This window comes from Paracoccus sphaerophysae, from assembly GCF_000763805.1.
Classification (GTDB): Bacteria; Pseudomonadota; Alphaproteobacteria; order Rhodobacterales; family Rhodobacteraceae; genus Paracoccus; species Paracoccus sphaerophysae.
Window position 1 is genome coordinate 1 of record NZ_JRKS01000017.1, and the last position, 25,040, is coordinate 25,040.

Genomic DNA, 25,040 nt, shown 5'->3' on the forward strand with positions numbered 1-25,040 from the left:
CGCCCACCCTGCCCGCGCCCGATCCGGCCGTGCTGTCGCGGCTGGACGAGGCCATCGCCACCAGCTTCGGCGATGCCGACCGCATCGTCGTCAAGGACCCGCGCCTGTCGCTGACCCTGCCGCTGTGGCGGGCCTGGGCCGACGCCCGGGGCGCGAAGGCGGTCGTCGTCATCGCCCTGCGCGACCCGCGCGAGGTTGCCCATTCGCTGGACCGGCGCGACGGCATGGCCGCCGATGCCGCGATGCTGTCCTGGATCGCGCACACGCTCGGCTCGGTCGAGCACAGCGAGGGCTTGCCGCGGCAGATCGTGGTGTTTCCCGACTGGATGCAGGCCCCGGCCCGCACGCTCGAGGCGATTGCGGCGCTGGACGGAAGCAGCGTGCCGCCGGACGCCCGCCGTCTGGCCGACGCGGCCTTCATCCCCGGCGCCGTCCACGGCCGCGGCAGCACCTCCGCCGCCGAGGGCCCGATCGAGGCGCTGGCGATGGAGCTGTTCACCACCCTGCGCACCGCCGCCAATGCCGGCCGCGTCCCGCCGGCCGCCGACCTGGCGGGCTTTCGCAAGCGCCTTGACGCGCTGTCGGCGGCGGCGCGCGGGGTCGAGGCCGTCCACGCCACCCGGCACCGCGACGACCACGACCGCATCGCGGCGCTGGACGCCCGCCGCGTCCAACTGGAGACCGACGTCGCCGACCGCCTGGCCGACTGCCGCGCGCTGGCCGACCGGATCACCGCGACCGAGGCGCAGCGCGACACCGCCGCGGCCGAGTTCCTCCGCCGGCTGACCGAAACCGAACGCCAGCGCGACGAGGGCCTTGCCGCCGCACAGCGCCGCGCCGCCGAGGCCGAGGCGCAGCGCGACGCGGGCATGGAATCCGCGCAGCGCCGCATCGCCGACACCGAGGCGCAGCGCGACGAGGCCGTCGCCTCCTTCTCGCGCCGGCTGGCTGCAACCGAGGCGCAGCGCGACGAGGCCGCGGCCGCCGCGCAGCGCTACGGCGCCCAGGCCGACGCCCTGCGGGCGCTGCTGGCCGACACCGAGGCGCAACGCGACGAGGCCGCCGCCTCCTTCTCGCGCCGGCTGGCTGCAACCGAGGCGGAGCGCGACGAGGCCGCGGCCGCCGCGCAGCGGCACGGCGCCCAGGCCGACGCCCTGAAGGCGCTGCTGGCCGACATCGAGGCGCAACGCGACGAGGCCGCCGCCTCCTTCTCGCGCCGGCTGGCTGCAACCGAGGCGGAGCGCGACGAGGCAGCGGCCGCCGCGCAGCGCCACGGCGCCCAGGCCGACGCCCTGAAGGCGCTGCTGGCCGACACCGAGGCGCAACGCGACGAGGCCGCCGCCTCCTTCTCGCGCCGGCTGGCTGCAACCGAGGCGGAGCGCGACGAGGCCGCGGCCGCCGCGCAGCGCCACGGCGCCCAGGCCGACGCCCTGCAGGCGCTGCTGGCCGCGACCGAGACGCAGCGCGACGAGATGGCCGATCTGGCCGATGATCGCTGGCAGGTGATATGCGCGCTGCAGGACGAACTTGCCCACGCCACCGCACATATCGAGGCCAGCGACCGCGCGCTGGCCGAGGCCACACGCTGGCTGGAAAAGGAACGCATGACCGTGCTGAAACCGATCTATCGCCGGCTCTACCGGTGGGGCGGGCGCACCTTGCGGTCGGTGGTCCCCGCCCCGGTGGTCGAACGGATCAAGCGCCGGCTGCCGGTCCCGGGCGGCATCCCCCGCGGGCTCGCCTTCACGCCGCTGGCGGCCGATGCGGCCCCGGCGCACCGCTATGCCGAGGTGCCCGCGCGGACCGGCGACAAGCCCGACATCTTCGTGATGTCGATCATCGGCTGGGATTTCCGCACCCAGCGCCCGCAGCATTTGGCGACCCAGATGGCCGCGGCGGGACACCGGGTGTTCTACCTGGAAATGGAACAGAACCTGGGCGAGGGTACCGCCCGCGACGTCGCGCCCGGCGTGCAGGTGATCCGCCTGCCGAACCGCGGCATGCGCGGCCTCGCGGCCTATACCGGCGTCCCGACGCCGCGGCAGGCGCAGGCCTGGGTCGACCATTTCCACGCCCTGACCGACGCGGTCGGCGCCTCGCCGGTCAGCCACGTGGTGATCGAACACCCCTACTGGTGGCACCTCGCCCGGCACCTGTCGCCCGAATATCAGGTCACCTTCGACTGCATGGACGACATCGGCGGGTTTTCGAACACCGAGGCGCATGTCCTTGAAACCGAAATGGACATGATCGCGCGGGCCGACAAGATGGTGGTCAGCTCGCAGTATCTGTACGACAAGTTCGCCCCGATGCGCGACGTGGTCATGGTCCGTAACGGCACCGATGTCAGCCACTTCATCCGCGACCCCGAGGATGAGCCCGCCCCCGGCTGGCTGGCCGGCAAGCTGAAGCCGGGCACGATCCGGGTCGGCTATGTCGGCGCGATCGCCGAATGGTTCGACACCGACCTGCTGGAACGCGTCGCCCGCGACAACCCGGATTTCGACATCCACCTGTGCGGCGCCGTCACCGCCGAGCCGCCGCTGCGTCTGGGCAAGCTGGCCAACGTGACGCTGCACGGCGAGATCCCCTATCGGGACGTGCCGGCCTTCCACAAGCAGATGGACGTCCTCATCATCCCGTTCCAGCTGCTGCCGATCATCAAGGCCTGCGACCCGGTCAAGTTCTATGAATATTCGGGGGTGATGCGGCCCACCGTCTCGACCTCGCTGCCGGAACTGGACCGTGCGGGGGACCTGGTGTTCCGCGCCGACGATCCCGCGGCCTTCGCCGCCCAGATCCGCCGCGCCGCGCCACTGGCGCGCGACGCCGCCTTCGGGCAGCAGCTGCGCCGGTATGCGCTGGACAACGCGTGGAGCTATCGCGCCGCCGACATGCTGGCGGAGATGGAGCGTGAACCCAGGCTGTCCGTCGTCGTGCTGCATTACGGCGCGGACACCGACATGACCCTGGCCACGCTGCACGCGATGCTGGGCCGCGGCGAGGTCTATCCGAATCTCGAGGTGGTGCTGGTCGACAACGGCTCGACCCCGGCGGTGCTCGAGGTGCTGCGCGCCCGCGCCGCCGCCGATCCGCGCATCGTGCTGGTCGAGAACGGCGAAAACTTGGGCTTCGCGCGGGGCAACAACCGCGGCATCGCGGCGGCCTCGGGCGACTACGTGCTGCTGCTCAACAACGACACCTTCCTCGCCCCCGGCGCGCTGCTGGCGATGGTCCGCCACCTGCAGCGCAACCCCGAGATCGGCATCGTCGGCCCGATGACCAACAACATCGGCAACGAGGCGCGGATCGAGATCGCCTATGCCGACATGGACGGCATGGCCCGCGCCGCCCGCGCGCTGGCAACCGGCCATCGCGGCCAGTGGTCGCCGATCCCCGTCTGCGCCTATTTCTGCGCCATGTTCCGCCGCGCCGACCTGGACCGGCTGGGCGATCTGCCCGAAATCTATGGCCGCGGCATGTTCGAGGATGATGACCACTGCGCGACCTTCCGCGCCGCCGGCCTGCAGACGGCGCTGGCCGAGGACGCTTTCTGCCACCACCACCTGTCGGCCAGTTTCGACGCCCTGCCCTCGGGCGAGAAACAGGCGCTGTTCGACCGCAACAAGGCGATCTATGAGGACCGCTGGGGGGCGTGGGTGCCGCACCGATACCGCGAGACCCGACCCGAGCCGACGCTGAGGCGCGGTTGACAGAAAGGATCGGGCCGATGCGGACCGTTATCGTGCATTACCATATCTACAAGAACGCGGGGACGTCGTTCGACCACGTGCTGCAGCACAATTTCGGCGACCGCGTCGAATTGTTCGACGGCCCCTATCCGTTCTTCACCATCGACCAGGAACAGCTGGACCGCATCATCCAGCGGCGCCCGGCGGCGGTGGCGTTCTCGTCCCACCAGGTCATCCTGCCGGCGCCCAGCTCGCTGGACTACCGGACCCTGTCGGCGATCTTCGTGCGCAACCCGTTCCTGCGCATCGCCTCGATCTATCGCTTCAAGCGCGGGCCCGAGACGGTCGACGGCGTCCCGATCGGTCTGCTGCCGGCCGAGGACCGCGTTCCGGCGCTGGAGCTGGCCGGCCTGGCGCCGGAACTGGCCTATCACATCGACACGACCGCCACAGCCGAGGCCGCCCGCGGGCATGATTTCGCGGGCTGGGTGGAACATTGCCTGACGACTCCGGCCGAGGCGGTGCATGTCTCGAACGCCCAGACCCGGTTCTTTGCCAGCGTCCACCGCCAGCGCCCGCTGATCCGACGCTCGGTCGCGGGGCTGGTCTATGACCTCGCCGCCGCCTTCCGCAACCTGTCCGCGATCGAGCTGCTTGGCCGGACCGAGCATTTCGAAACCGACGTCGCGCGCTTTGCCGACATCCTGGCGGATCACGGCATCACCCTGGCCCTGCCCGAGGACACCCGCAAGAACGTGACCCAGCACCACGAAAACACCATCTCCGAGCGGGTCGAGGCGCTGCTGGCGCCGCTGCCCGCCCCGCTGCGCGAGCGGCTGCAGGCGGCCAACGTGCAGGACGTGGCGCTGTATGACCGCGCCTGCCAGCTGATCGAACGGGACCACCGGATATGACACGCAAGACCGTTCTCGTCACCGTCGGCACCCGCCCCGAGGCGATCAAGATGGCCCCGGTGATCCGGGCGCTGCAGGCCGATCCCGACCTGGACTGCCGGGTGCTGGCCACCGCCCAGCACCGCCAGATGCTGGACCAGGTGCTGGCGGTCTTCGGCATCACCCCCGACATCGACCTGGACATCATGCAGCCCGGCCAGACCCTGTCCGGGCTGACAGGCCGTCTGCTGATCCGGCTGGAGGAGGTGCTCGCGGCCGAAAGACCCGCCGCGATCCTGGCCCAGGGCGACACCACGACCGTGCTCGCGACGGCGCTGGCGGCGTTCTATGACCGCATCCCGCTGGGTCATGTCGAGGCCGGGCTGCGCACCGGCGACATCACCAACCCCTTCCCCGAGGAGATGAACCGCGTCGTCGCCAGCCACCTGACCCGCTGGCACTTCGCGCCGACGCAGCTCGCGGCCGACCGGCTGCTGGCCGAGGGCTATGCCCCGGACAGCGTCCAGGTGACCGGCAACACCGTCATCGACGCGCTGCACCACGTCGCGGCGATGAACCCCGACACCGGGCTGGACCTCGATCCCGGCAAGCGGCTGCTGCTGGTGACGCTGCACCGGCGCGAAAACTTCGGCGCCCCCCTGGCCCGCATCTGCGACGCGCTGGAGCGGCTGATGGCCGACAACCCCGACCTGCAGATGGTGCTGCCGGTGCACCACAATCCCAACGTGCGGGGCGTGGTGAACGCCCGCTTCGGGGGCGCCGACCGGGTGATCCTGTGCGAGCCGCTGGACTATACCGCCTTCGTCGGCGCGATGAGCCGCGCGACGCTGATCATGTCGGATTCCGGCGGCGTGCAGGAAGAGGCCCCTGCCCTCGGCAAGCCCGTCCTGGTGCTGCGCGAGACGACCGAGCGTCCCGAGGCGGTGACCGCCGGCGTCACCCGGCTGGTCGGCACCCAGACCGAGCCGATCCGTGCCGCGGCGCAGGAATTGCTGGACGATCCGGCCGCCTATGCGGCGATGGCGCGGCGGGAATCGCCCTATGGCGACGGCAAGGCGGCTGGCCGCATCGTGCAGACTCTGCGCCGCGACCTGCTGTAACCACCCCTCTCCCGCCGGGCCGGTCCCGGTTTCGCTTTCGTCGCCGGGCGTGCTTCGCTAGGTTGGGGGCATGGACGATCTCGCCCATCCCCCGGCCCCGACGCCCGCGCCCCATCTGCCCCCGCCGCGCGGGTTCTGGCAGCGCATCGGCGATCGGCTGGCGGCGCTGATCGGCCGGCCGCGGGCGGCGGCGCCCCCCGAACGCTCGGTCGCCTTCACCATCGCCGTCATCGCGCTGGGGGCCAAGCTCGCCAAGGCCGACGGCCGTGTCGCGCGGGAAGAGGTCGCGGCCTTCCGCCGCATCTTCAAGATTCCGCGGACCGAGGAACGCCACGCCGCCCATGTCTTCGACCTCGCCCGGCGCGACGTGGCGGGGTTCGACCTGTGGGCGCATCGGATCGCGGCGCTGTTTCCGCCCGACGACCCGGTGCTGGTCGACGTGCTGGACGGGCTGCACGTGATCGCCGTCGCCGACGGCGCCGGGCTGCATGAAAACGAGGTCATATTCCTCGACGAGGTCGCCCGCATCTTCGGCATCCCCGCCGATCAGGTGGCCGCGATCCGCGCCAGCCGGACGCCGGCCACCGGCTGCCCGCCCTGCGAGGTGCTGGGCATCCCCCCCGGAACGCCGCTGCCGCAGGCGCGGGCGCGCTATCGCGACCTGATCCGCGAACACCACCCCGACCGCGCCCAGGCCCACGGCCTGCCGCCCGAGGCGGTGCGCCTGGCCGAATCCCGCACCCGCGCGATCAACGCCGCCTGGGCCAGCTATCGCGCAAACCACCTGTAGAGGTGACCCCCTGAGATCAGCGGCGGGGAACTGCCGGCGGCCAAAGCCGGTTCTGAGGGGACGGGTGTTTTGCCCCTTTCCGGAAAGGCTGACCGATGAGCCGCCACGCTATCCTGACCGCCCTGTTCTTGGCCGCCGCGGGTGCCATCCCGGCGCTGGCCCAGACCGCGGCCCCGTTCGACATGCCCAGGGCCGACGAGGCCCCGCCCGCGACCGGCGGCACCGGAGGCGATCCCTTCCGCTTTCCCGATCGCGCGCCGTCGAGCGAAAACAATCCATTGGACGAACTTCTGAACAACATGCTTGAACGTGCGCAGCCGCATCTCGAGGGTCTGGCGCGCGACATGGGTGGGCTGTTCGATGAATACGCGCCGGTCCTGGAAGAACTGGGCAACCTGATGGACGACATCGGCAATTACGAGATGCCGCCCGAGCGCCTCGCCAATGGCGACATCCTGATCCGCCGCAAGGCCGGGGCCCCGCCGCCCCCGCCGCTGGAACAGTTGCCGAACTTCGTCCCTAAGGGCGACGGTACCCAGCCGCCCGCCCAGCCCGCAGCGCCCGTCGTCACCGCGCCGGACGGCTCGCAGATCGAACTGTGACGCTCAGTACCGCAGGCGGGCGAATTGCGACCGGCCCGAGGCCTCGCGCGCCTCGCCCAGCGTGGTGACGCCCTGCCGCGCCAGCAGCGGGATCAGCCGCGTGAACACCTCGGCCGTCGCCCGCGCATCCCCCAGCGCGGTGTGCCGCCCGCCGATGGTGATGCCCAGCCGCGCGGCGATCGCCTCGAGGCTGTGGCTTTCCTCGGCGGGGTGGACCACCGACGACAGCAGCAGCGTGTCCAGCACCGGATGGTCGAAGACGCAGCCGGTCGCCGCCTCCTTGAGCTTGAGGAAGCGCATGTCGAAGGCGACGTTGTGGCCGACCAGCACGCTGCCCTGCGCAAAGCGGTGAAACACGGGCAGCGCCTGGGCGATGGTCGGCTGGCCGCGGACCATGTGCGGGTGGATGTGGTGGATCGGGATCCCGGCCTCGGGGATCGACCGCTGCGGATCGACCAGCTGGTCGATGGTCTCGCCAGTGAGGATGCGGCCGTTGACGATGCGCACGGCGCCGATCTGGATGATCTCGTCCCCGCCTGACGGGTCCAGCCCGGTCGTCTCGCAGTCGAAGACCGTGAAGGTCAGCCCGGCCAGCGGCTGGTCGTCCGAGGCGCTGCCCGCGCCGGCGGTGAACAGGTCGAAGTCGTAGAATTCGGGCCGGCTGCCGATCTGGGCAGCAGGCTCGGCGATGTCCACGGCGGCCAGCGGCAGCAGCATGCGGAAGAAGGGCTGCGCCGGCTCTCCGCCGATGCCGCGGCCGCGTTCCAGCCAGATCTCGCCGCCATGGCGTTCCACGATCTCGCGCGCCGAGGCGCCCAGCATCTGGCCGTCGGTCTCGACCGCCAGCGAGGGCAGCGCGGTCAGCCGCGCCGCATCCGGCGCCCCCGCCCCCGCGCGCCCGACCCAGCCGAGATCCAGCAGCGCGCGCTGGTTGCCGCGGGTCAGCCGCAGCCACAGCACCGGGTCGTCCTGCAGGTCGCGCAGCTGCCGGGCGAGGAAATCCAGCGCCTGGATCAGCCCGAAACTGTCGATCCGCAGCCACAGGTCGTCCTCGACCGGGGCGGTGGTGATCGGCGTGCCGGTGGTCTCGCCCAAGCGGCGGACGGCGGCGGCGATCAGGTCGCCGCCCAGCATGTCGTTCAGCGGCCAGCGGGTGGCGCGGGTCTGCAACTCGCCCTCGGCAATAGCGCCGATGCGCTCGCCCATCGCGGCCACCTCGTCGCGGACGATGGCGAGGAAGCGGTCGCGGTCCTCTGGGGCGAGGTCGCGGTAGTCCAGCATCTCCAGCGCCGCCTGCATGCTGGCGATGGCGGCGCGGCTCGATTCGGTCAGCCGCAGCAACGCCTCGTCCCGACGCGAGGATTGCTGCTGGTCCAGCGTGATGTCGTCGATCAGCAGCACATAGCCGGTGACCGGGCCGCCCTCGCCCTCGCCGTGATCGGAGCGGCGGATCGGCGACAGGCTCACGCGCAGCAGATGGCCGCCGCGGGCGGTGGTCACGAACTGCGCCACCGCCGCGGCCGCGGCCACCCCGCGCGCCATCCGCCCCTCGACGGTTTCCAGCGCATGGGCGATGGCGGCCTTGTCCAGCAGGTCGTGGACCGACCGGCCGAGGCCGATCAGCGAGCCGTTCTCGAACCCCTGCCCGGCCAGCCGGCGGACCAGATCCCGCGCCTGGCCGTTATACAGCAGCACGCTGCCATCGCGGTTGCACACGATCACCGCCTGGCTCAGCTCGGCCATCAGCGCCGCCAGCTGGTCACGCTGGTCCGAGACCGAGCGGCTCGCCTCGTCCACCAGCCGCGCCATGTCCATCCGCAGCTCGTCGCGCTGGGCGGCCATGTGTTCGAATTCGCGGCCGACCAGACGCAGCATCGGCGCGGCGTCCTCGCTTAGCGGCAGGCTCGTCACGCTCATGTCCGAAGTCATGATCCGCGCCGCGTTCAGCAGCTTGGCCGGACCCAGCACATGCACCCGCCACAGCCGGTGCATCACCCAGGCCCCCGCGGCCAGAGCTGCCAGCCACAGGGACAGCAGCACCATCGCGACCGGCTGCACCACCTGCGGCGCCACCGCGATCCCCGATCCGCCGGTGACGAGCCCCACCAGCAGCAGCGTCACGGCCAGCCACAAGGCCAGCGCCAGCCCGGGCGCGAGCAGGACCAGGATCAGCCGGCGCGTCAGCCTCATGCCAGAAGCTCACCCACGCGCTGGACCAGCTCCTGGGTCGAGAACGGCTTGATGACATAGGCGTCGGCGCCGGCGCCCATGCCGCGGGCCACGTCGGTGTCGCGGCCCTTGGCGGTCAGCATCACGATGCGGGTGCCGGCGAGGTCGGGATCGGCGCGCACGGCCTCGCATACCTCGAAGCCCGACATGCCGGGCATCATCCCGTCCAGCAGCACCAGCGCCGGGCGGCTGGCCCTGATCGTCGCCAGAGCCTCGGTGCCGTCGCGGGCGACGAGAACGTCGTAGCCCTCGCGCTTCATCATGAATTCCAGCGAGACGACGATATTCGGCTCGTCATCGGCAATCAGGATTCGGTGGCTCATCTCGCTTCCCCCTCGCGGCGATCATAGGGCAGACGAAAGGCGAATGTCGCCCCCTGTCCGGGGGCGGAATCGACCCAGATCTCGCCCCCGAAATGTTCGATGATGCGGCGGCTGATGGGCAGGCCCAGCCCGGTGCCGCCGGGGTGACCCGCGGCCTCGCCCACCTGCCGGAACCGTTCGAATACGGCGTCCTGGTCCTCGGGCGCGATGCCGCGGCCGTCGTCGGACACCCGCAGGGTCAGGGAATCGGGGCCGGCGTCCAGCGCGACCGTCACCCGCGCGCGGGCGAACTTGGCGGCGTTCGACAGCAGGTTCAGCACCACCTGGGTCAGCCGGTCGGGATCGGCGCGGATCACCAGCGCCGCGGGCGGCAGCTGCAGGTCGACCCCGATGCCGCGGTCCTGGAACAGCGCCTCGGTCGCGCGCACGGCGTCGCTGACCAGGGTGCGCATGTCGACATCCTCGCTGTGCCAGTCGGCATGACCGGATTCCAGCTTGGCCATGTCCAGCACCTGGTTCACCAGCCGGCTCAGCCGCTGCGATTCCGCGACCACGATGCGCAGGAACTCGGCCCGCTGGGGCTCCTCCATGTCGGGCGCATCCAGCATCAGCTCGCTGAGCGCGCGGATCGAGGTCAGGGGCGTGCGCAGCTCATGGGTGATCGAGGACATGAACTCGTCCTTCATGTGATCGAGGCTGCGCAGCGCCTCGTTCGCCGCGCGCAGTTCGGCCGTCGCCGCCTCGAGCGAGGCGGATTTCTCCTCGAGGGCGCGGGCATAGCCGCGGATCTGCGAAGCCTCGTCGAGGATTTCCAGCACGTCGGCCACGGCCAGCGGTTCCTCCTGCACGACCGAGGCGACCATGACCCGGGCCGAGGCGCTGCCGATCGCGCCGGCGATCTGGCGTTCGACCTGATCGACCATGCGGGCGTCAGCGAAGGGCGCGGCCGCGGCGGCGCCGGTTTCGGCGACGATCTGGTCGGCGCGGGCCGGTCCCAGCAGACGGCGGGCCAGCGCCATCAGGTCGGCGGTCCGCGCCCGGCCGCGCCAGAACACCGGCACCGCCGCGGCCTCGCCCCGGTCATAGACGTCGACGAACAGCACCGCCTGGCTCGCCTCGCGCGCCGAGGCCGGGCGGGCCAGCGACAGCACCACGTACAGCCCGATATTGGCCAGCATCGACCAGAACAGCGCGTGGGTCAGGTTGTCGAAGCCCGACAGCCCGAACAGCCGCTCTGGCGCCAGCCAGCCGATGCCGAACGGCCCGTCGAGGATGCCCGCGGGCAGCCAGCCTGACTTGACCATCGAGGGCAGCATCAGCGTATAGCCCCAGACCGCAAACCCGCCCAGCAGCCCGGCCATCGCACCCCGCCCCGTCGCGCCGCGCCAGTAGATGCCGCCCAGCAGCGCCGGCGCGAACTGCGCCACCGCGGCAAAGCTGATCAGCCCGATCGAGACCAGCGCATAGACGTCTCCGGCGACGCGGAAGTAGACGTAGCCCAGCAGCAGCACCGCGACGATGGCGGCGCGACGGATGTTCAGCAGCAGCCGCGTGACGTCCGGGCCGCGCCCCTGCCCGACCTTGCCCAGACGCAGCAGCGCAGGCATCACCAGGTCGTTGCAGACCATCGTCGACACCGCCACGGTTTCCACGATCAGCATCCCGGTCGCCGCCGACAGCCCGCCCAGATAGGCCAGCAGCGCCAGCCCGGTCGCGCCCTGGGCCAGCGGCAGCGAGATCACGAAGGTCTCCGGGTCGGCGCCGCCGGGGTCAAAGATCAGCAGCCCGCCGATGGCCAGAGGCAGCACGAACAGGTTGATCGCCAGCAGATAGGCCGCAAAGACCCACGCGGCGCGCAGGATGTGACGCTCCTCGACGCATTCGACAACCATCATCTGGAACTGCCGGGGCAGCAGCAGGACCGACAGCATGGCGAGCATCGTCATCGCGAACCACTGCGCCGCGGCAAAGCCCGTCCCCGGCGCCGCCCCCGCGGCCGCGCCCCCCAGCCGCATCAGCGGCGCGAGGTCGGGCGAGGCCGCGGCCCGCGCCCAGATGTCGGTGGGGCCGTCGAACAACCCCCAGGTCACATAGGCGCCGACGACCAGAAAGGCGCCCAGCTTGACCAGCGATTCCAGCGCTACGGCGGCGACCATGCCCTCGTGCCGCTCGGACAGGTCGAGGTGCCGGGTGCCGAAGACGATGGTGAAGGCCGCGAGCCCCAGCGTCACCCCCAGCGTGCCGTCCTGCCACCAGTGGGCGGGGGTGAAACGGTCCCCGGCGAGGATCTCGTAGCCCGCCGACACCGCCTTCACCTGCAGCGCGATATAGGGGATGATGCCGACCACCGTGACCAGCGTCACCGCCGCGGCCAGCGCCGGGCTCTTGCCATAGCGGCTGGCGATGAAGTCGGCGATCGAGGTGATGCGGTAGCTTTGCGCGATCCGCACCATCTTGCGCAGCACCACCCAGGCCAGCGTCATCGCCAGCGTCGGCCCAAGATAGATCGGCAGGAACCAGATGCCCCCGGCTGCCGCCCGCCCGACGCTGCCGAAATAGGTCCAGGCCGTGCAATAGACCGCCCAGGACAGGGCATAGACCCACGGATTGGCGATGATCGAGCGCCCGGCCCGGCCGCGCCGCTCGGCATAGGCCGCGACGACGAACAGCAGGCCCAGATAGGCCACCAGCGTGACGAGAACGGCGGAGGGCCCGATCATGGGCCTAGCGCCGGCCGCCGCCGCCCGGCGCGCGGGACAGCAGCGCCAGCGCGACGATCAGCGCCGCCCAGATGGCGAACAGGGCGACGGCGAGGACCGGCAGCCCCAGCACCGTCGCCGGCCGGTCCCACAGCAGCAGCAGCGGAAAGTTCAGCACCAGGGCGGCGGCTGCGAACAGCGCGATCAGCGGACCGGGGGCCGGGCCCGAGCGCGCCTCGGGGCGGCGGTCCCGGGTCATGTCGAAAGCCTGAACTGCTGGCTGATCCAGTCGCGGAAATCACGCACGATCCCCAGCGAATCCTTCAGCGCCTGCCGGTCCAGCGTGCCCATGTCCTCCAGCCGGATCAGGTTGTCGGGCGTCCGCCCCTGGGCGATCTGGGCCAGGTTGTTGTCGAGCTTGGCGCCCATCAGGAAATGCAGCGCGTCGGTCAGGTCGCGCGCCATCGGGGCGGGCAGCCGCCGCTGTTCGGCCAGCGCGGCCAGCCGTTCGGCGGTGGGCAGCGCCGCGATGCCGTGTTTCAGCGCCAGCGCGCGGGCGCCCTGCACGATCGGAAAGATACCCAGCTTCTTGAGGTCGATCTCGGCCGAGGCCCGTCCCCGCATCCCCGGCAGCCGGGTCCACCAGCTGCGGTCATCCGAAAAGCTGTTCACCGAGGCGGCGAAGCGCGCGAGATAAGCGTCGCTGTCCGACATCAGCCGCTGCATGTGGCCCTTGGCTTCGTCCAGCAGCCGCGCGTCACCGGCGACCGCCAGCGCGTCCATGAAGATGGCAAGGTTCATCGGCCCCTCGGGGTCCTCGCCATAGATCCAGCGGCCGATGGTCTGGCGATAGCCCGACACGGTCTGCCGCCAGACCGGGGTCCTTGCCATAATCCCGCCCGGACAGGGCGGATAGCCGAAATCGACCAGCGCGGCGGTGAAGGCCTCGGCCGCCGGCGCGGCAGCGGCGGGGTCCACGTCGTCGGCCAGGATCAGCCCGTTATCCTGGTCGGTGCGGATGATCTGTTCGCCCCGCCCCTCGCTGCCCATCACGATCAGGCAGGACCGCGCCCGCAGGTCCTCGGGCGAGACCAGTTCCCACAGGCGGCGGAAAACGGCGCGGTTCAGCTCGCCCACCAGCTCGGCGATGACCTCGACACGCACCCCGTCGGCGTGCAGGACCCGGATCAGCGGCTCGATCTGGTCGGCGGCGGCTTTCAGTTCCGGGATCGAGGCGGCCTCGGCGGCCTCGACGGCGATGAGATGCGAGTGGTTGGCGACGAAGCCCATCAGGTCGAGCTGACTCAGCACGCCGGCCACGGCGCCCGCGTCGTCACGCACCACCAGCCGGTGGACGCGGTGACGCAGCATCAGGATCATCGCCTGGAACAGGTCGTCCCCGATCGGGATCGAGACGGCGGGAAAGCTCGCGATCTCGTCCACCCGGATCGCCGCGGGCGGGCGATCCATCAGCAGCACGTCGCGCAGGTTGGTGGTGGTGAAGATGCCCAGCCGGTCGCCGTCCCGGACCAGCGCATCGCCGATGTCGCGCGCCGCCAGTTCGCGGCACAGCGTCACGAGGTCGGTCGCGCCGTCGACGAAGTACGGCTTGCGCAGGAACGCATCCCCCACGCGCGAGGACATCAGCGACAGCGATTCCCGCTGGGCGTGGCCGCCCGAGGCGGCGGTCAGCGCGGCCCGCGGCATGGAAACGGCCGGACCCTTCGGTCCGGCCGCCTTCCCGTTCGTGGACGGATCGTCCGTCAATGCGCCGAGGCCTCGGAGGCGCCGATCCCGGTTTCCGACCGGACTTCCTGCGCCAGGTAGCCGGCCTTGTCGATCGCCGCGCGGCGGCTCTTGTCGGTGACCGAGAACAGCCAGATCCCCAGGAACGCCAGCGTCATCGAGAACAGCGCGGGCGAGGTATAGGGGAACGGCGCCGAGCCCTTGGGATTGCCCAGCGTGGCCTCCCACACCGACGGCGACAGCACCGTCAGCACGACCGACGAGATCAGCCCGAGGAAGCCGCCGATCACGGCGCCGCGGGTGGTCATGCCCTTCCACAGGATCGACAGGAACAGCACCGGGAAGTTGGCCGAGGCCGCGATCGCAAAGGCCAGCGACACCATGAAGGCGATGTTCTGTTTTTCGAACGCGATCCCCAGGATCACCGCGACGATGCCCAGGGCAATCGTGGTGATCTTGGACACCCGCAGTTCGGACGCGCTGTCGGCCCGGCCCTTCTTCACGACGCTCTGGTAGATGTCGTGGGACACCGCCGATGCGCCCGACAGCGTCAGCCCGGCGACCACCGCGAGGATGGTCGCGAAGGCCACCGCCGAGATGAAGCCCAGGAAGACGTTGCCGCCGACCGCGTTGGCCAGATGGACCGCGGCCATGTTGCTGCCGCCGATCAGGCCGGGGACGCCGTCCTTCATCTCCAGGAAGCTGGGATTGGTCAGCACGAACACGATCGCGCCGAAGCCGATGATGAAGGTCAGCATGTAGAAATAGCCAATCCAGATCGTCGCCCACATCACCGACTTGCGCGCTTCCTTGGCCGAGGGGACGGTGAAGAAGCGCATCAGGATGTGCGGCAGACCGGCGGTCCCGAACATCAGCGCCATGCCGAAGCTGATCGCCGAGATCGGGTCCTTGACGAAGTTCCCTGGCCCCATGATCGACTGGCCCGCGGCCGCCGCCTCCTCAGCGGTTTTGCCTTCGGCCGCGGCAAGGTCGGTCTTGATCCGCACCGATTCGGCGAACAGCCGCTCGAAGCTGAAGCCGAAGGCCGACATCACCATGAAGGCCATGAAGGACGCGCCGCCCAGCAGCAGGCAGGCCTTGATGATCTGCACCCAGGTGGTCGCGGTCATGCCGCCGAACAGCACATAGACCATCATCAGCGCGCCGACGATGACCACGGCCATCCAGTATTCCAGGCCGAACAGCAGCTTGATCAGCTGGCCCGCGCCGACCATCTGGGCGATCAGGTAGAACGCCACCACGACCAGGGTCGAGATCGCCGCGAACAGCCGCACCGGCGTCTGTTCAAAGCGGAAGGCGGCCACGTCGGCAAAGGTGAACTTGCCGAGGTTGCGCAGCTTTTCGGCCATCAGGAAGGTCAGGATCGGCCAGCCGACCAGGAAGCCGATCGAATAGATCAGCCCGTCGAAGCCGTTGGCCATCACCGCCGCCGAGATCCCCAGGAACGAGGCCGCCGACATGTAGTCGCCGGCGATCGCCAGACCGTTCTGGAAGCCCGAGATGCCGCCGCCGGCCGTATAGAAGTCGGCCGCCGACTTGGTGCGCCCGGCCGCCCACTTGGTGATGAACAGGGTCAGCACCACGAACAGGCCGAACATGCCGATCGCGGTCCAGTTGGTCGCCTGCTTGGTGACCTCGCCCTCCAGCGCGCCGGCGGCCATCACGGCCGAGGGGGCGACCAGCAGGGTCGACATGCCGAGAAACCGGCCAGGGGTCATGGTCGGCCTCATTTCAGCGCCTCTCGCTTCACACGCTCGGTCAGGTCGTCATATTCGCTGTTGGCGCGCATGACGTAGATCGCCGTCACGACGATGGTGAACAGGATGACGCCAAAGCCGACCGGGATGCCCCAGGTCGTCACGCCGCTGCCGATGCGTTTGGCCAGCAGCGCCTTGTCAAAGGCGATGATGGCGATGAAGCCGTAATAGACCACCAGCATGGCGATGGTCAGCAGCCACCCGAAACGAAGCCGTTTTGATCTCAGCTCCTGATAGTTCGGGTCGGCAGCGATGCGTTCCAGCATGCTGTCCTGCATTGGAATTGTCCCTCCTCCAGTCCTCGTCAATGTGCCGGCTGCGTTTCATCCGCGTCCCGGCGGGTCGTCGCGGGTCGCGCGCGCGATGTGGCGCGACCCTGCGGCGATTCTCAGGCCCGGTTCATCCGGTTCTCGATCAGCTCGTCCACGACCGACGGATCGGCCAGCGTCGAGGTGTCGCCCAGCGCGCCATAGTCGTTTTCGGCGATCTTGCGCAGGATGCGGCGCATGATCTTGCCGGACCGGGTCTTGGGTAGGCCGGGCGCCCACTGGATCAGGTCGGGCTTGGCGATCGGGCCGATCTCGGTGCGGACCCAGGTCTCCAGCTCCTTGCGCAGCGCTTCGCTGGGCTTGATCCCGTTCATCAGCGTGACATAGGCATAGATGCCCTGGCCCTTGAGATCGTGCGGATAGCCGACGACCGCGGCCTCGGCGACCTTGGCATGGGCGACCAGCGCCGATTCCACCTCGGCGGTGCCCATCCGGTGACCCGAGACGTTGATGACGTCATCGACCCGGCCGGTGATCCAGTAATAGCCGTCCTCGTCGCGGCGGCAGCCGTCGCCGGTGAAGTAATAGCCCGGATACTGCTGGAAATAGGCCTCTTCGAACCGCTGGTGGTCGCCCCACAGCGTCCGCATCTGGCCGGGCCAGCTGTCGGCGATGGCCAGCACGCCCTCGACGCCGTTGCCCTCGATCACCGCCCCCGAGGCCGCGTCCAGCACCGCCGGCTTGACGCCGAAGAAGGGCAGCGTCGCGGCGCCCGGCTTGGTTTCGATCGCATAGGGCAGCGAGGTGATCATGTGGCCGCCGGTCTCGGTCTGCCAGAAGGTGTCGACGATCGGGCAGCGCCCCTTGCCGACGTGCTTGTCGTACCAGACCCAGGCCTCGGGGTTGATCGGCTCGCCGACCGAGCCGAGGATGCGCAGGCTCGACAGGTCGTGCTTTTCCACCCACTCCGGCCCCTGCCCCATCAGCGAGCGGATCGCGGTCGGCGCGGTGTAGAACTGGGTGACCTTATGCTTGGCGCAGACCTCCCAGAAGCGGCCGGCGTCGGGATAGGTCGGCACGCCCTCGAACATCAGCGTGGTGGCGCCGTTGGCCAGCGGGCCATAGACGATATAGCTGTGCCCGGTGACCCAGCCCACGTCGGCCGTGCACCAGAAGACGTCGCCGTCCTGATAGTCGAAGGTGTACTGATGCGTCATCGACGCATAGGTCAGATAGCCGCCGGTGGTGTGGACGACGCCCTTGGGCCGCCCGGTAGATCCCGAGGTGTACAGGATGAACAGCGGGTCCTCGGCCCCCATCGGGCGGGCCGGGCAGTCGGGGCTGACCTGATCCATCAGCGCCAGCACGTCGACGTCGCGGCCATCGACCCAGGTGGTCTGGTCGCCGGTGTGCTTGACGACGAGGCAGCGCACCCGGTCCGAGCAATGCAGCAGCGCCGCGTCGGTGTTCGACTTCAGCGCCGTGCGCCGGCCGCCGCGCGGGGCGGTGTCGGCGGTGATGACCAGCTTGGCGCCGCAGTCGTTGATGCGGTTGGCCAGCGCGTCGGGCGAGAAGCCCGCGAAGACGATGGAATGGATCGCCCCGATCCGGGCGCAGGCCAGCATCGCATAGGCGGCCTCGGGGATCATCGGCAGATAGATCACCACCCGGTCGCCGCGCATCACGCCCTGGCTCAGCAGGACGTTGGCCATCCGGTTCACCTTTTCCGACAGCTCGGCATAGGTGATGTGCTCGGCGGGCGTCTGCGGATCGTCGGGTTCGAAGATGATCGCGGTCTGGTTGGCGCGCTGCGGCAGATGCCGGTCCACGCAGTTGACGCAGGCGTTCAGCACCCCGTCCTCGAACCACTTGATCGAGACGTTGCCCAGGGTGAAGTCGGTGTTCTTCACCTTGGTATAGGGCGTGATCCAGTCCAGGCGCTTGCCCTCGCGCCCCCAGAAGCCGTCGGGGTCGGAAACGGATTCGGCATAACGCGCCTGATAGTCGTCGGGCGTGACATGCGCCTTGGTGAAACCCTGCGGAATGGGGTGCTTGGAATTCGCGTCGGACATGGAACCTCCCTGGCAACTCTGCTGCCCGCCGCGGCCTCCTCCCGGGCGGGCGCCCCTTGTGCGGCAGCACTGCACAAGGTCGTGAGCGAACCCTAGGATTTCAGATCGCTTTTGTCACATGTAAAAATTGCAAACTGTTCGGCACCCCTTGCATAAGGTGTAAACCCCGTCGCCCGAAAAGGCCGTCATGCCGCAAGCCGATCCGCACCGTCCTGCCGACGACGAGGCCATCCTGGCCGCGCGTGCCCTCCTCGCATCCGCCGCGACGGCGGTGCTGGCGGTGCTGGGTGACACCGGCTGGCCGATGACCTCGCGCATCGCGCTGCAGACGGATGCCGCCGGAGTGCCGCTGGCGATGCTGTCGGGGCTCGCGCTGCACACCCGGGCGCTGCAGCGCGACCCCCGCGCGGCGCTGCTGATCGACGCCCCGGCCGAGGCTGACGCCCGCGGCACCGCGCTGAACCGGGCGCGGCTGTCGCTGCAGGTGCGCGCGGTTCCGGCGCCGGACTCGGACCACGAACGGCTCGGCGCCGCCTGGCGCGCGCGCGACCCGAAGGCGGCGGTCTATCTGCAGCTGCCCGACTTCCGCTTCTGGCGGCTGACGATCCGCGGCGGGCTGCTGAACCAGGGCTTCGGCCGGGCGACGCTGTTCGGACCGGACGACCTGGCGGGCGCCTCCGACCCGCAGACATGACGACGCCCGGCGAAGGTTTCGCCGGGCGCGTCTCTCAGTCTGCTTCCTCGACTGAGGCGATCAGCCCGGATTGTCCATCCGCACCTGGACCCCCACGCCCCCCTTCACCGGCTGCGAGAAGTCCAGATAGACTTGGTCCTTCGCGGTGCCCTGCCGCACCTGGATCGAGGGCAGGTCGTTGTTGCGCGCCCCCGTCGAGGTCGTGATCGCGCCCTCGGCGACGACCGTCTGGACCTTCAGCGCCTGCCCGTTGAAGGGCAGCGCGCCGCCGGTCGGCACCACCCAGCGCGCCGCCGCGGTATTCTGCGCATGGCTGATATACAGCGGGTTCGAGGTCGGCGTCCTGACCCCGTGGAAGGTGTTGCCCTCGAACCGGACGTTCCGCATCCGCGTCAGGTCCAGATTGGCAAAGCTGGTATCCACCCGCTCGACCCGGTCGATTGTCGCATAGACCGACTTGAACACGTTGCCCATCACCGTCAGCCCCGACAGGATATGCCCCGCGCCATAGGGCTTGATGACCAGCCACGAGAAATTCGCCACCGTGCTGGAACTGAGGAAGGTGTTGCCGGTGATCGTCAGGCCGCCAAACGCCGCCTGCGGCGTCGTGACGACGGGCTGCGGATGATGCTCGTTGGTCCACTCGATGGTGGCGTTGTCGATATAGTTGCCGGTGATCGTCGCCTGCGGCACGCGGCTGGTGATGACCAGCCCCGCGACGCGGTAGGCGGTCGAGTTGTCGCCCTGGAACCAGTGGTTGCCGCTGATGATGTTGCCGGTCCCCGCCGCGACGCAGAAATGGCCGAAGCGGACGAAGCGGTTGTCGCGGATCTTGGCGTCGTTGGCGTTGATGTTCATGCAGACGCTGGTGCGCGACTGCGCCGGCAGGTCCAGATCGTTCGACATGAACTCGCAGCGATCGACCAGCATCCCCTGGCAGGCATCGCCGATCGAGGTGATGCAGCGGTCCAGCGGTCGGGTGAAGAAGCAGTCGCGGAACGACCACAGATGCCCGGTCGGCGGCAGCATGACCCCGTTGGCGATCCCGTCCAGCCCGAATTCCACGTTCATGAAATAGAACCGGTCGACCTGCGGGACGGTCGAGAAATCGAACGCATAGCGCTGACGGACGAACTGATAGCTGCGGGTACCCGACCCGCCATATAGCGGGTTCGACAGCGTCAGGGTCCCGGCGCCGATGTCCTTGGCGCGGACATAGATCTCGCGTCCCACTCCTGGTCCGACGACCAGCGACCCGACTTCGATCGCGGCGACCTGGCCCACGTTCTTCAGCACGTAGCCGTCGGCGATGTCATAGGTCCCGGCAGAGCTGACCGTGCGCGTCGCCCAGGCCGGACCGTCCACGATGCCGATCTGGCCGTTGGCGATCACCCGGCGGGTGGAAAACGCGGTCACGCCGGGGGCGAGATCGCCGATCACCAGCGGCTCGGTCAGGTCGACCTTGCGGCCGCACAGGTCCAGGATGTTGTGGTCCGAATAATCCAGCAGCGCCTGCACTGCCTTCTTCATCCCCTCGGTCTCGTCGCCGAAGGCATCGGCATAGCTGGGCAGGTCAAAGTTCCGCCGCAGCGACAGCCGCGCCACGCGCGGCATCCGCAGCTTGCCGACGAAGCGGACCGGCTCTTTCATGGTCAGGTCGCTGGCGATGTAGTACGTGCCTTCCGGCACCAGCACCTGCCCCCCCGCGGCGGCCGCATCGGCGGCAAGGAAGGCCGCGCGGCAGTCGGTGACCCCATCGCCCTTGGCGCCGTAATCCCGCACGTCGACCCAGTCGATCATCGCCGGCACGAAGGCCGCGGTGATGTCCTCGATCCTCAGGTTCTCGATCCGCACGGCCCCGCCATTCGGCCCCAGCAGGTCCAGCCCCATATGCCCCAGCGCGGCCGTCATGCCCCAGCCCATGTCGACGCCCTGCCGGGAGGCCACCGCGATGATGGCCGAGATCTCGACCACCTCGCCATAGGCTTTCAGCGTCACCGCCGGCGCTGCCTGCGGGACCCCGGTCACCTGCTGGCGCTGCGCGGTCCCCGCCCAGCCGGCGATGCGCACCGACGGCAGGTTGCCTGCCACCGCCTTGACCCGCGCCGACACGCGCAGATAGGTCCCCGGCAGGATCGGGGTCTCGCCGGTAAAGCGGATGCGGGTGACGTCGTCCTGCTTGACGATTTCCAGGCACGCCCCGAAATCCTGGTCGGCCGGCACGATCGCGGCGTTGGCCGCCCCGGCCCAGGTCGGCTCCCCGCTCAGCCCGTTCACCCGCGACCAGGCGGCCAGACCGGCCGAGAATCCCGGCGGCATCAGCTGCAGACCGGCGGTAATGGCGATGTTCATGGCGCTCGTCCCCCTCGTGATCGATGCGAGGATGACGGCCCCGCGACAGCGTCGGAAACTGCCGTTCGGGGGTTTACGGTCTGTTAACGAAACGGGCGGCGCAACGGCACCGCCCGCAACATCCGCCCTGGCCAGCCGGCTCAGGCCACCTGTTCACCGCCCAGCTCTCCGGCCAGCGCGCGGCCGATCAGCGCCTGCGTCTCGGCCACGCCGTACAGCGCGATGAAGCCGCCGAAGCGCGGCCCCTGATCGGCGCCCAGCAGCACCTGGTACAGCGCCGCGAACCAGTCCTTCATCGGCTCGAACCCGTGATCCCGGCCGACGGCATAGACCATCTCCTGCAGCTTTTCGGGGTCGGCGGGGGCGTCCCACGCCGCCAGCCGCGCGGCCAGGTCCTCCAGCGCCGCGCGTTCCTGGTCCGAGGGCTGCCGGAACACCCGGCCCGGGGCGACGAAGTCATTGAAATACTTTACCGCATAGCCCGCGGCTGCATCCAGCTGCGGGTTCGCCTCGGGCGTCGCCTCGGGGGCATAGCGGCGGATGAATCCCCACAGCCCGTCCTTGTCCTTGGCGCCCGCCACCGAGGCGAGGTTCAGCAGCATCCCGAACGGCACCACCATGTCCGAGGCGGGCACCTCGCCGCCGTGGATGTGCCAGACCGGGTTGGCCAGCTGCTGGTCGGGGCTCTGGGCCGGATAGGCGCGCAACTGCTGGTGGTATTCGTCCACCGCCCTTGGGATCACGTCCCACCACAGCCGCTTGGCGGTCTTGGGCTTCTGATACATGAAATAGGACAGGCTCTCGGTCGCCGCATAGGTCAGCCATTCGTCGATCGACAGCCCGTTGCCCTTGGATTTGCTGATCTTCTGGCCCTTGTCGTCCAGGAACAGCTCATAGGTGAAATGCTCGGGCTTGCGGCCCCCCAGCACCTCGCAGATGCCGTCATAGATCGGCGTGTTCGTGCTGTGGTCCTTGCCGTACATCTCGAAATCGACGTCGAGCGCGGCCCAGCGGGCGCCGAAATCCGGCTTCCACTGCAGCTTCACCTGCCCGCCGGTGACCGGCAGCGTCCATTCCCGGCCGGTCTCGTCGTCGAAGGTGACGGTGCCCTCGGCCGCATCGACATGCTTGATCGGCACGTACAGCACCCGGCCGGTTTCCGGGTGGATCGGCAGGAAGCAGGAATAGGTCTGCTGCCGCTCCTCGCGCAGGGAGGCCAGCATGATCTCCATGATCGCGTCATAGCGTTCCGCGGCCAGCCGCAGCGTGTCGTCGAACTGCCCGGACTTGTAGAACTCCGTTGCGCTGATGAACTCGTAATCGAAGCCGAAGGTGTCCAGGAACCGGCGCAGCATCGCGTTGTTGTGGTCGCCGAAGCTGGGAAACTCGCCGAACGGGTCCGGCACCGCGGTCAGCGGTTTTTGCAGGTTCTCCCGCAGAAGCTGTTGATTCGGCACGTTATCCGGGACCTTCCGCATCCCGTCCATGTCGTCCGAGAAACAGAACAGCCGGGTCGGGATGTCCGAGATCATCTCGAAGGCGCGGCGGATCATCGTCGTCCGCGCGACCTCGCCGAAGGTGCCGATATGGGGCAGCCCCGAGGGGCCATAGCCCGTCTCGAACAGCACGTAACCCTTTGCGGGGTCCTTCTTTTCGTAACGTTTCAGCACCCGTCGCGCTTCCTCGAAGGGCCAGGCCTTGGAATTCATCGCGGCATCGCGCAGGGTGGTCATCGTCGGTCTCCGTCGTTACGGCTGCTGCCGTAGCCCCGGGGTCGGGCCGCGTCAATCAGTCCTGCCTGCCGGAGCCTTCCGATGAGCCTCGATCTGCCCTCGTTCTCGCCCTGCGATGCGCTGGTTGCGGTGATGGTGGCGGTCTCGGCCTCGGACCATAACCTGCGCACCGCCGAAATGGTCGCGATCGAGCGGATCGTGAACCACACCCCGGTCTTCGCCAATTACGACATCGACCGGATCCGCGCGGTGTCCCAGACGGTCATGAGCCTTTTCGAAGAAGAGGACGGGCTGGACGCGCTGTTTGGCCTGGTCCGCGACGCGCTGCCCGCGGCGCTGTTCGACACCGCCTATGTGCTGGCCTGCGACGTCGCCTCGGCCGACGGCCGGATCAGCGACGGAGAGTTGCAGCTGCTGACCGAGATCCGCGGCGAGTTCGACCTCGACCGCCTTCATGCCGCCGCCATCGAACTCGCCGCGAAAGCGCGGCATCGGACGCTGTAGACCCTGATAAATCGGTTTAAGTTATCCAACTAACTAGCTGATGAATAATATATTATATTGATCTGTTGACCCTAATTCTCAGATCTCTGCCAGCACTGGCCCAGGCGGCGAGGCGGGACGACACGCTACCTCCACCACGTCCCGCTGCAGCCGCTTCGCCCGCTCGGTCCAGGTCAGGACCCCGGCGGGAAGTTCTGCCCCCTCCGACGCCGCCCGCCGCGGCAGATCGGCGACCATGACCGCAAAGGCCCGCTCGGCGCCGTCCGCCCCCCGCGCATAGCCAGCGAGGTTCGACACGAAATTCAGCGTCCCGGTCTTGGCCTCGACCAGCGGCGCCCCACGCCCGCCATCCCCACGCGACGCCGCTCCCAGCACGTCGCGCAGCGGATCGCGCTTCAGCAGCGGCCGCAGCGCCGCGACAGACTCGGGCCGCGCCAGCAACCGCACCAGCACCGCCGGGGCGATCCGGCTCTCGGCGCTCAGCCCGGAATGATCGGCCAGCACCGCGTCGCCCGCCCCCGTCTGCCGCAGCCAGTCGGCCATCGCCTGCGCGGACTGGCGCAGGTCGCCGGCGCCGCTGGCGGACAGGCCGATCACCTCGGCGGTCAGGTTCGTCGAGTATTCGAGCATCCCGCGCAGCAACGCGTCCAGCGGCTTGCTGTCGCGGAGGGCGAGTTCGTCACCGTCGGGCAGGCTCTCCACCACCTCGGGCGCGGGCAGCGCCAGCCCCGCGGCGCGGCAGAGAGTCTGGAAGACGTCGCCCGCATAGGCCTCGGGGCGGCGGACCGGCAGCCAGCGCGTGCCCGATTTTCCCAGATCGCCGCGCGGGATGTCCCAGTGCTCGCGGCCGCCGGCCAGGATGTGCCCCCAGGGCCCGCCCCCGGGCCGGACCCCGGCGCCCACGCTGTAGGCCCGCGGCGACCGGCCATCGGCCCGCGCCTCGAGCGCCGGCGTGCAGCCGGCCTCGCAACGCCACCCCAGGTGGACTCGGTTGAAGTTCAGGATCATCCCCGACAGCGCCGGGTTATAGGCCAGCTGCGCCGCCTGCCCGGCGCTGATCGCGGGCAGCCGCGGCAGCGCCCCACCCCAGACGACGAACCGGGCCGGTGTCCAGCCGCCCGCGGCCTTGGCGCTGTCCGCGGCCAGCGCCGCCAGCCCGTCGGTATCCAGCTCTGGATCGCCGCCCCCGGCGAGCACCAGCGTGTCGCCGGCGCGCAGGACCCGGGTGGCAAAGCGATGATCCGCCCCCAGCCGGTCCCGCGCGAAAAGCGCCGTCACCACCTTCAGCGTGCTGGCCGGAGGCAGCGGCGTCTCGGCATCGTGGCTCAGGACCGACGCCCCGCCGGGCAGGTCGGCCACCGCGACCCCCATTTGCGCGTCCCCCAGCTTCGCCCGCGCCAGCAGCGCGGCGGGGGACTGAGCCGGCTTGGCGCGCGGCCGGCGCGCTCCGGGCGTCGGGACAGGCGGCACGGTAGTCTCAGCGAGCGCGCCCGAGGCGCAGGCGGCCAGCGATCCCGCAAGGAAATGACGGCGTTTCATTCGC

The 25,040-nt window shown here is 69.7% G+C and carries 18 protein-coding genes; 7 read left to right on the top strand and 11 right to left on the bottom strand.

What is annotated here, in order from left to right; genetic code table 11:
- The 5 genes from IC63_RS07110 to IC63_RS07130 all read left to right on the top strand — a co-directional run.
- A partial coding sequence (locus tag IC63_RS07110; RefSeq protein ID WP_036718469.1) for a glycosyltransferase occupies positions 1 to 3,713 on the top strand: 3,713 nt, incomplete at its 5' end.
- A gap of 17 nt (positions 3,714 to 3,730) precedes the next feature.
- Positions 3,731 to 4,606 (top strand): sulfotransferase family 2 domain-containing protein, encoded by an 876-nt coding sequence (locus IC63_RS16950; protein ID WP_052041941.1) that lies wholly within the window; start codon positions 3,731 to 3,733, stop codon positions 4,604 to 4,606.
- Positions 4,603 to 5,706: a non-hydrolyzing UDP-N-acetylglucosamine 2-epimerase gene (gene wecB, locus IC63_RS07120; RefSeq protein WP_036718472.1), complete on the top strand. Its 1,104-nt coding sequence runs from the start codon at positions 4,603 to 4,605 to the stop codon at positions 5,704 to 5,706. Before IC63_RS16950 ends, wecB begins: the two co-directional genes overlap by 4 nt.
- 70 nt (positions 5,707 to 5,776) lie before the next feature.
- Positions 5,777 to 6,496 (top strand): molecular chaperone DjiA, encoded by a 720-nt coding sequence (locus tag IC63_RS07125; protein WP_052041942.1) that lies wholly within the window; start codon positions 5,777 to 5,779, stop codon positions 6,494 to 6,496.
- A gap of 95 nt (positions 6,497 to 6,591) precedes the next feature.
- Entirely contained in the window at positions 6,592 to 7,098 is a 507-nt protein-coding gene (locus IC63_RS07130; protein WP_036718473.1) for a hypothetical protein, read from the top strand.
- Between the two features lie 3 nt (positions 7,099 to 7,101).
- Here IC63_RS07130 and IC63_RS07135 read toward each other — a convergent pair whose 3' ends face one another.
- The 8 genes from IC63_RS07135 to acs form a co-directional block, all read right to left on the bottom strand.
- Complete coding sequence (locus IC63_RS07135; RefSeq protein WP_036718475.1) at positions 7,102 to 9,288, bottom strand: 3'-5' exonuclease; 2,187 nt, start codon at positions 9,286 to 9,288, stop codon at positions 7,102 to 7,104.
- A complete protein-coding gene (locus IC63_RS07140) occupies positions 9,285 to 9,650 on the bottom strand; it encodes a response regulator transcription factor (RefSeq protein WP_036718478.1) in 366 nt (121 codons plus the stop codon). Before IC63_RS07140 ends, IC63_RS07135 begins: the two co-directional genes overlap by 4 nt.
- Positions 9,647 to 12,370 (bottom strand): sensor histidine kinase, encoded by a 2,724-nt coding sequence (locus tag IC63_RS07145; protein ID WP_036718480.1) that lies wholly within the window; start codon positions 12,368 to 12,370, stop codon positions 9,647 to 9,649. The genes IC63_RS07140 and IC63_RS07145 overlap by 4 nt, the downstream gene beginning before the upstream one ends.
- A gap of 4 nt (positions 12,371 to 12,374) precedes the next feature.
- A complete protein-coding gene (locus tag IC63_RS07150) occupies positions 12,375 to 12,608 on the bottom strand; it encodes a hypothetical protein (RefSeq protein WP_052041944.1) in 234 nt (77 codons plus the stop codon).
- On the bottom strand, positions 12,605 to 14,056 hold the full coding sequence (locus tag IC63_RS07155) for a DUF294 nucleotidyltransferase-like domain-containing protein (protein WP_036718481.1): 1,452 nt from the start codon (positions 14,054 to 14,056) through the stop codon (positions 12,605 to 12,607). The genes IC63_RS07150 and IC63_RS07155 overlap by 4 nt, the downstream gene beginning before the upstream one ends.
- Before the next feature lie 56 nt (positions 14,057 to 14,112).
- Positions 14,113 to 15,834 (bottom strand): cation acetate symporter, encoded by a 1,722-nt coding sequence (locus tag IC63_RS07160; protein WP_036718482.1) that lies wholly within the window; start codon positions 15,832 to 15,834, stop codon positions 14,113 to 14,115.
- An 8-nt stretch (positions 15,835 to 15,842) separates the two neighbouring features.
- The gene (locus IC63_RS07165) at positions 15,843 to 16,151 is read right to left on the bottom strand and encodes a DUF485 domain-containing protein (protein ID WP_036718485.1); all 309 of its coding nucleotides are present in this window, start codon (positions 16,149 to 16,151) and stop codon (positions 15,843 to 15,845) included.
- A gap of 110 nt (positions 16,152 to 16,261) precedes the next feature.
- The gene (gene acs / locus IC63_RS07170; protein ID WP_036718486.1) at positions 16,262 to 18,214 is read right to left on the bottom strand and encodes an acetate--CoA ligase; all 1,953 of its coding nucleotides are present in this window, start codon (positions 18,212 to 18,214) and stop codon (positions 16,262 to 16,264) included.
- 187 nt (positions 18,215 to 18,401) lie between these two features.
- Between acs and IC63_RS07175 the strand changes: the two genes are divergently transcribed.
- A complete protein-coding gene (locus IC63_RS07175) occupies positions 18,402 to 18,908 on the top strand; it encodes a pyridoxamine 5'-phosphate oxidase family protein (RefSeq protein ID WP_036718488.1) in 507 nt (168 codons plus the stop codon).
- 60 nt (positions 18,909 to 18,968) lie between these two features.
- Here the strand turns inward: IC63_RS07175 and IC63_RS07180 are convergent, their stop codons facing one another.
- Positions 18,969 to 21,260 (bottom strand): glycosyl hydrolase family 28-related protein, encoded by a 2,292-nt coding sequence (locus IC63_RS07180; protein ID WP_036718490.1) that lies wholly within the window; start codon positions 21,258 to 21,260, stop codon positions 18,969 to 18,971.
- Between the two features lie 140 nt (positions 21,261 to 21,400).
- On the bottom strand, positions 21,401 to 22,993 hold the full coding sequence (locus IC63_RS07185; protein ID WP_036718493.1) for a lysine--tRNA ligase: 1,593 nt from the start codon (positions 22,991 to 22,993) through the stop codon (positions 21,401 to 21,403).
- A gap of 81 nt (positions 22,994 to 23,074) precedes the next feature.
- On the opposite strand from IC63_RS07185, the gene IC63_RS07190 reads away from it, so the two are divergent.
- Positions 23,075 to 23,497: a tellurite resistance TerB family protein gene (locus IC63_RS07190; protein WP_036718495.1), complete on the top strand. Its 423-nt coding sequence runs from the start codon at positions 23,075 to 23,077 to the stop codon at positions 23,495 to 23,497.
- A gap of 78 nt (positions 23,498 to 23,575) precedes the next feature.
- Here IC63_RS07190 and IC63_RS07195 read toward each other — a convergent pair whose 3' ends face one another.
- Positions 23,576 to 25,036, bottom strand: a complete 1,461-nt coding sequence (locus IC63_RS07195) for a D-alanyl-D-alanine carboxypeptidase (RefSeq protein WP_052041946.1) — start codon at positions 25,034 to 25,036, stop codon at positions 23,576 to 23,578.
- Positions 25,037 to 25,040: the final 4 nt, after the last annotated feature.

Coding starts and splice junctions, on each gene's coding strand:
- IC63_RS07150 (WP_052041944.1), bottom strand. CDS start 12,608: ATGACCCGGGACCGCCGCCCCGAGGCGCGCTCGGGCCCGGCCCCCGGT.
- wecB (WP_036718472.1), top strand. CDS start 4,603: ATGACACGCAAGACCGTTCTCGTCACCGTCGGCACCCGCCCCGAGGCG.
- IC63_RS07180 (WP_036718490.1), bottom strand. CDS start 21,260: ATGAACATCGCCATTACCGCCGGTCTGCAGCTGATGCCGCCGGGATTC.
- IC63_RS07145 (WP_036718480.1), bottom strand. CDS start 12,370: ATGATCGGGCCCTCCGCCGTTCTCGTCACGCTGGTGGCCTATCTGGGC.
- acs (WP_036718486.1), bottom strand. CDS start 18,214: ATGTCCGACGCGAATTCCAAGCACCCCATTCCGCAGGGTTTCACCAAG.
- IC63_RS07185 (WP_036718493.1), bottom strand. CDS start 22,993: ATGACCACCCTGCGCGATGCCGCGATGAATTCCAAGGCCTGGCCCTTC.
- IC63_RS16950 (WP_052041941.1), top strand. CDS start 3,731: ATGCGGACCGTTATCGTGCATTACCATATCTACAAGAACGCGGGGACG.
- IC63_RS07160 (WP_036718482.1), bottom strand. CDS start 15,834: ATGACCCCTGGCCGGTTTCTCGGCATGTCGACCCTGCTGGTCGCCCCC.
- IC63_RS07125 (WP_052041942.1), top strand. CDS start 5,777: ATGGACGATCTCGCCCATCCCCCGGCCCCGACGCCCGCGCCCCATCTG.
- IC63_RS07165 (WP_036718485.1), bottom strand. CDS start 16,151: ATGCAGGACAGCATGCTGGAACGCATCGCTGCCGACCCGAACTATCAG.
- IC63_RS07135 (WP_036718475.1), bottom strand. CDS start 9,288: ATGAGGCTGACGCGCCGGCTGATCCTGGTCCTGCTCGCGCCCGGGCTG.
- IC63_RS07175 (WP_036718488.1), top strand. CDS start 18,402: ATGCCGCAAGCCGATCCGCACCGTCCTGCCGACGACGAGGCCATCCTG.
- IC63_RS07195 (WP_052041946.1), bottom strand. CDS start 25,036: ATGAAACGCCGTCATTTCCTTGCGGGATCGCTGGCCGCCTGCGCCTCG.
- IC63_RS07155 (WP_036718481.1), bottom strand. CDS start 14,056: ATGCCGCGGGCCGCGCTGACCGCCGCCTCGGGCGGCCACGCCCAGCGG.
- IC63_RS07140 (WP_036718478.1), bottom strand. CDS start 9,650: ATGAGCCACCGAATCCTGATTGCCGATGACGAGCCGAATATCGTCGTC.
- IC63_RS07130 (WP_036718473.1), top strand. CDS start 6,592: ATGAGCCGCCACGCTATCCTGACCGCCCTGTTCTTGGCCGCCGCGGGT.
- IC63_RS07190 (WP_036718495.1), top strand. CDS start 23,075: ATGAGCCTCGATCTGCCCTCGTTCTCGCCCTGCGATGCGCTGGTTGCG.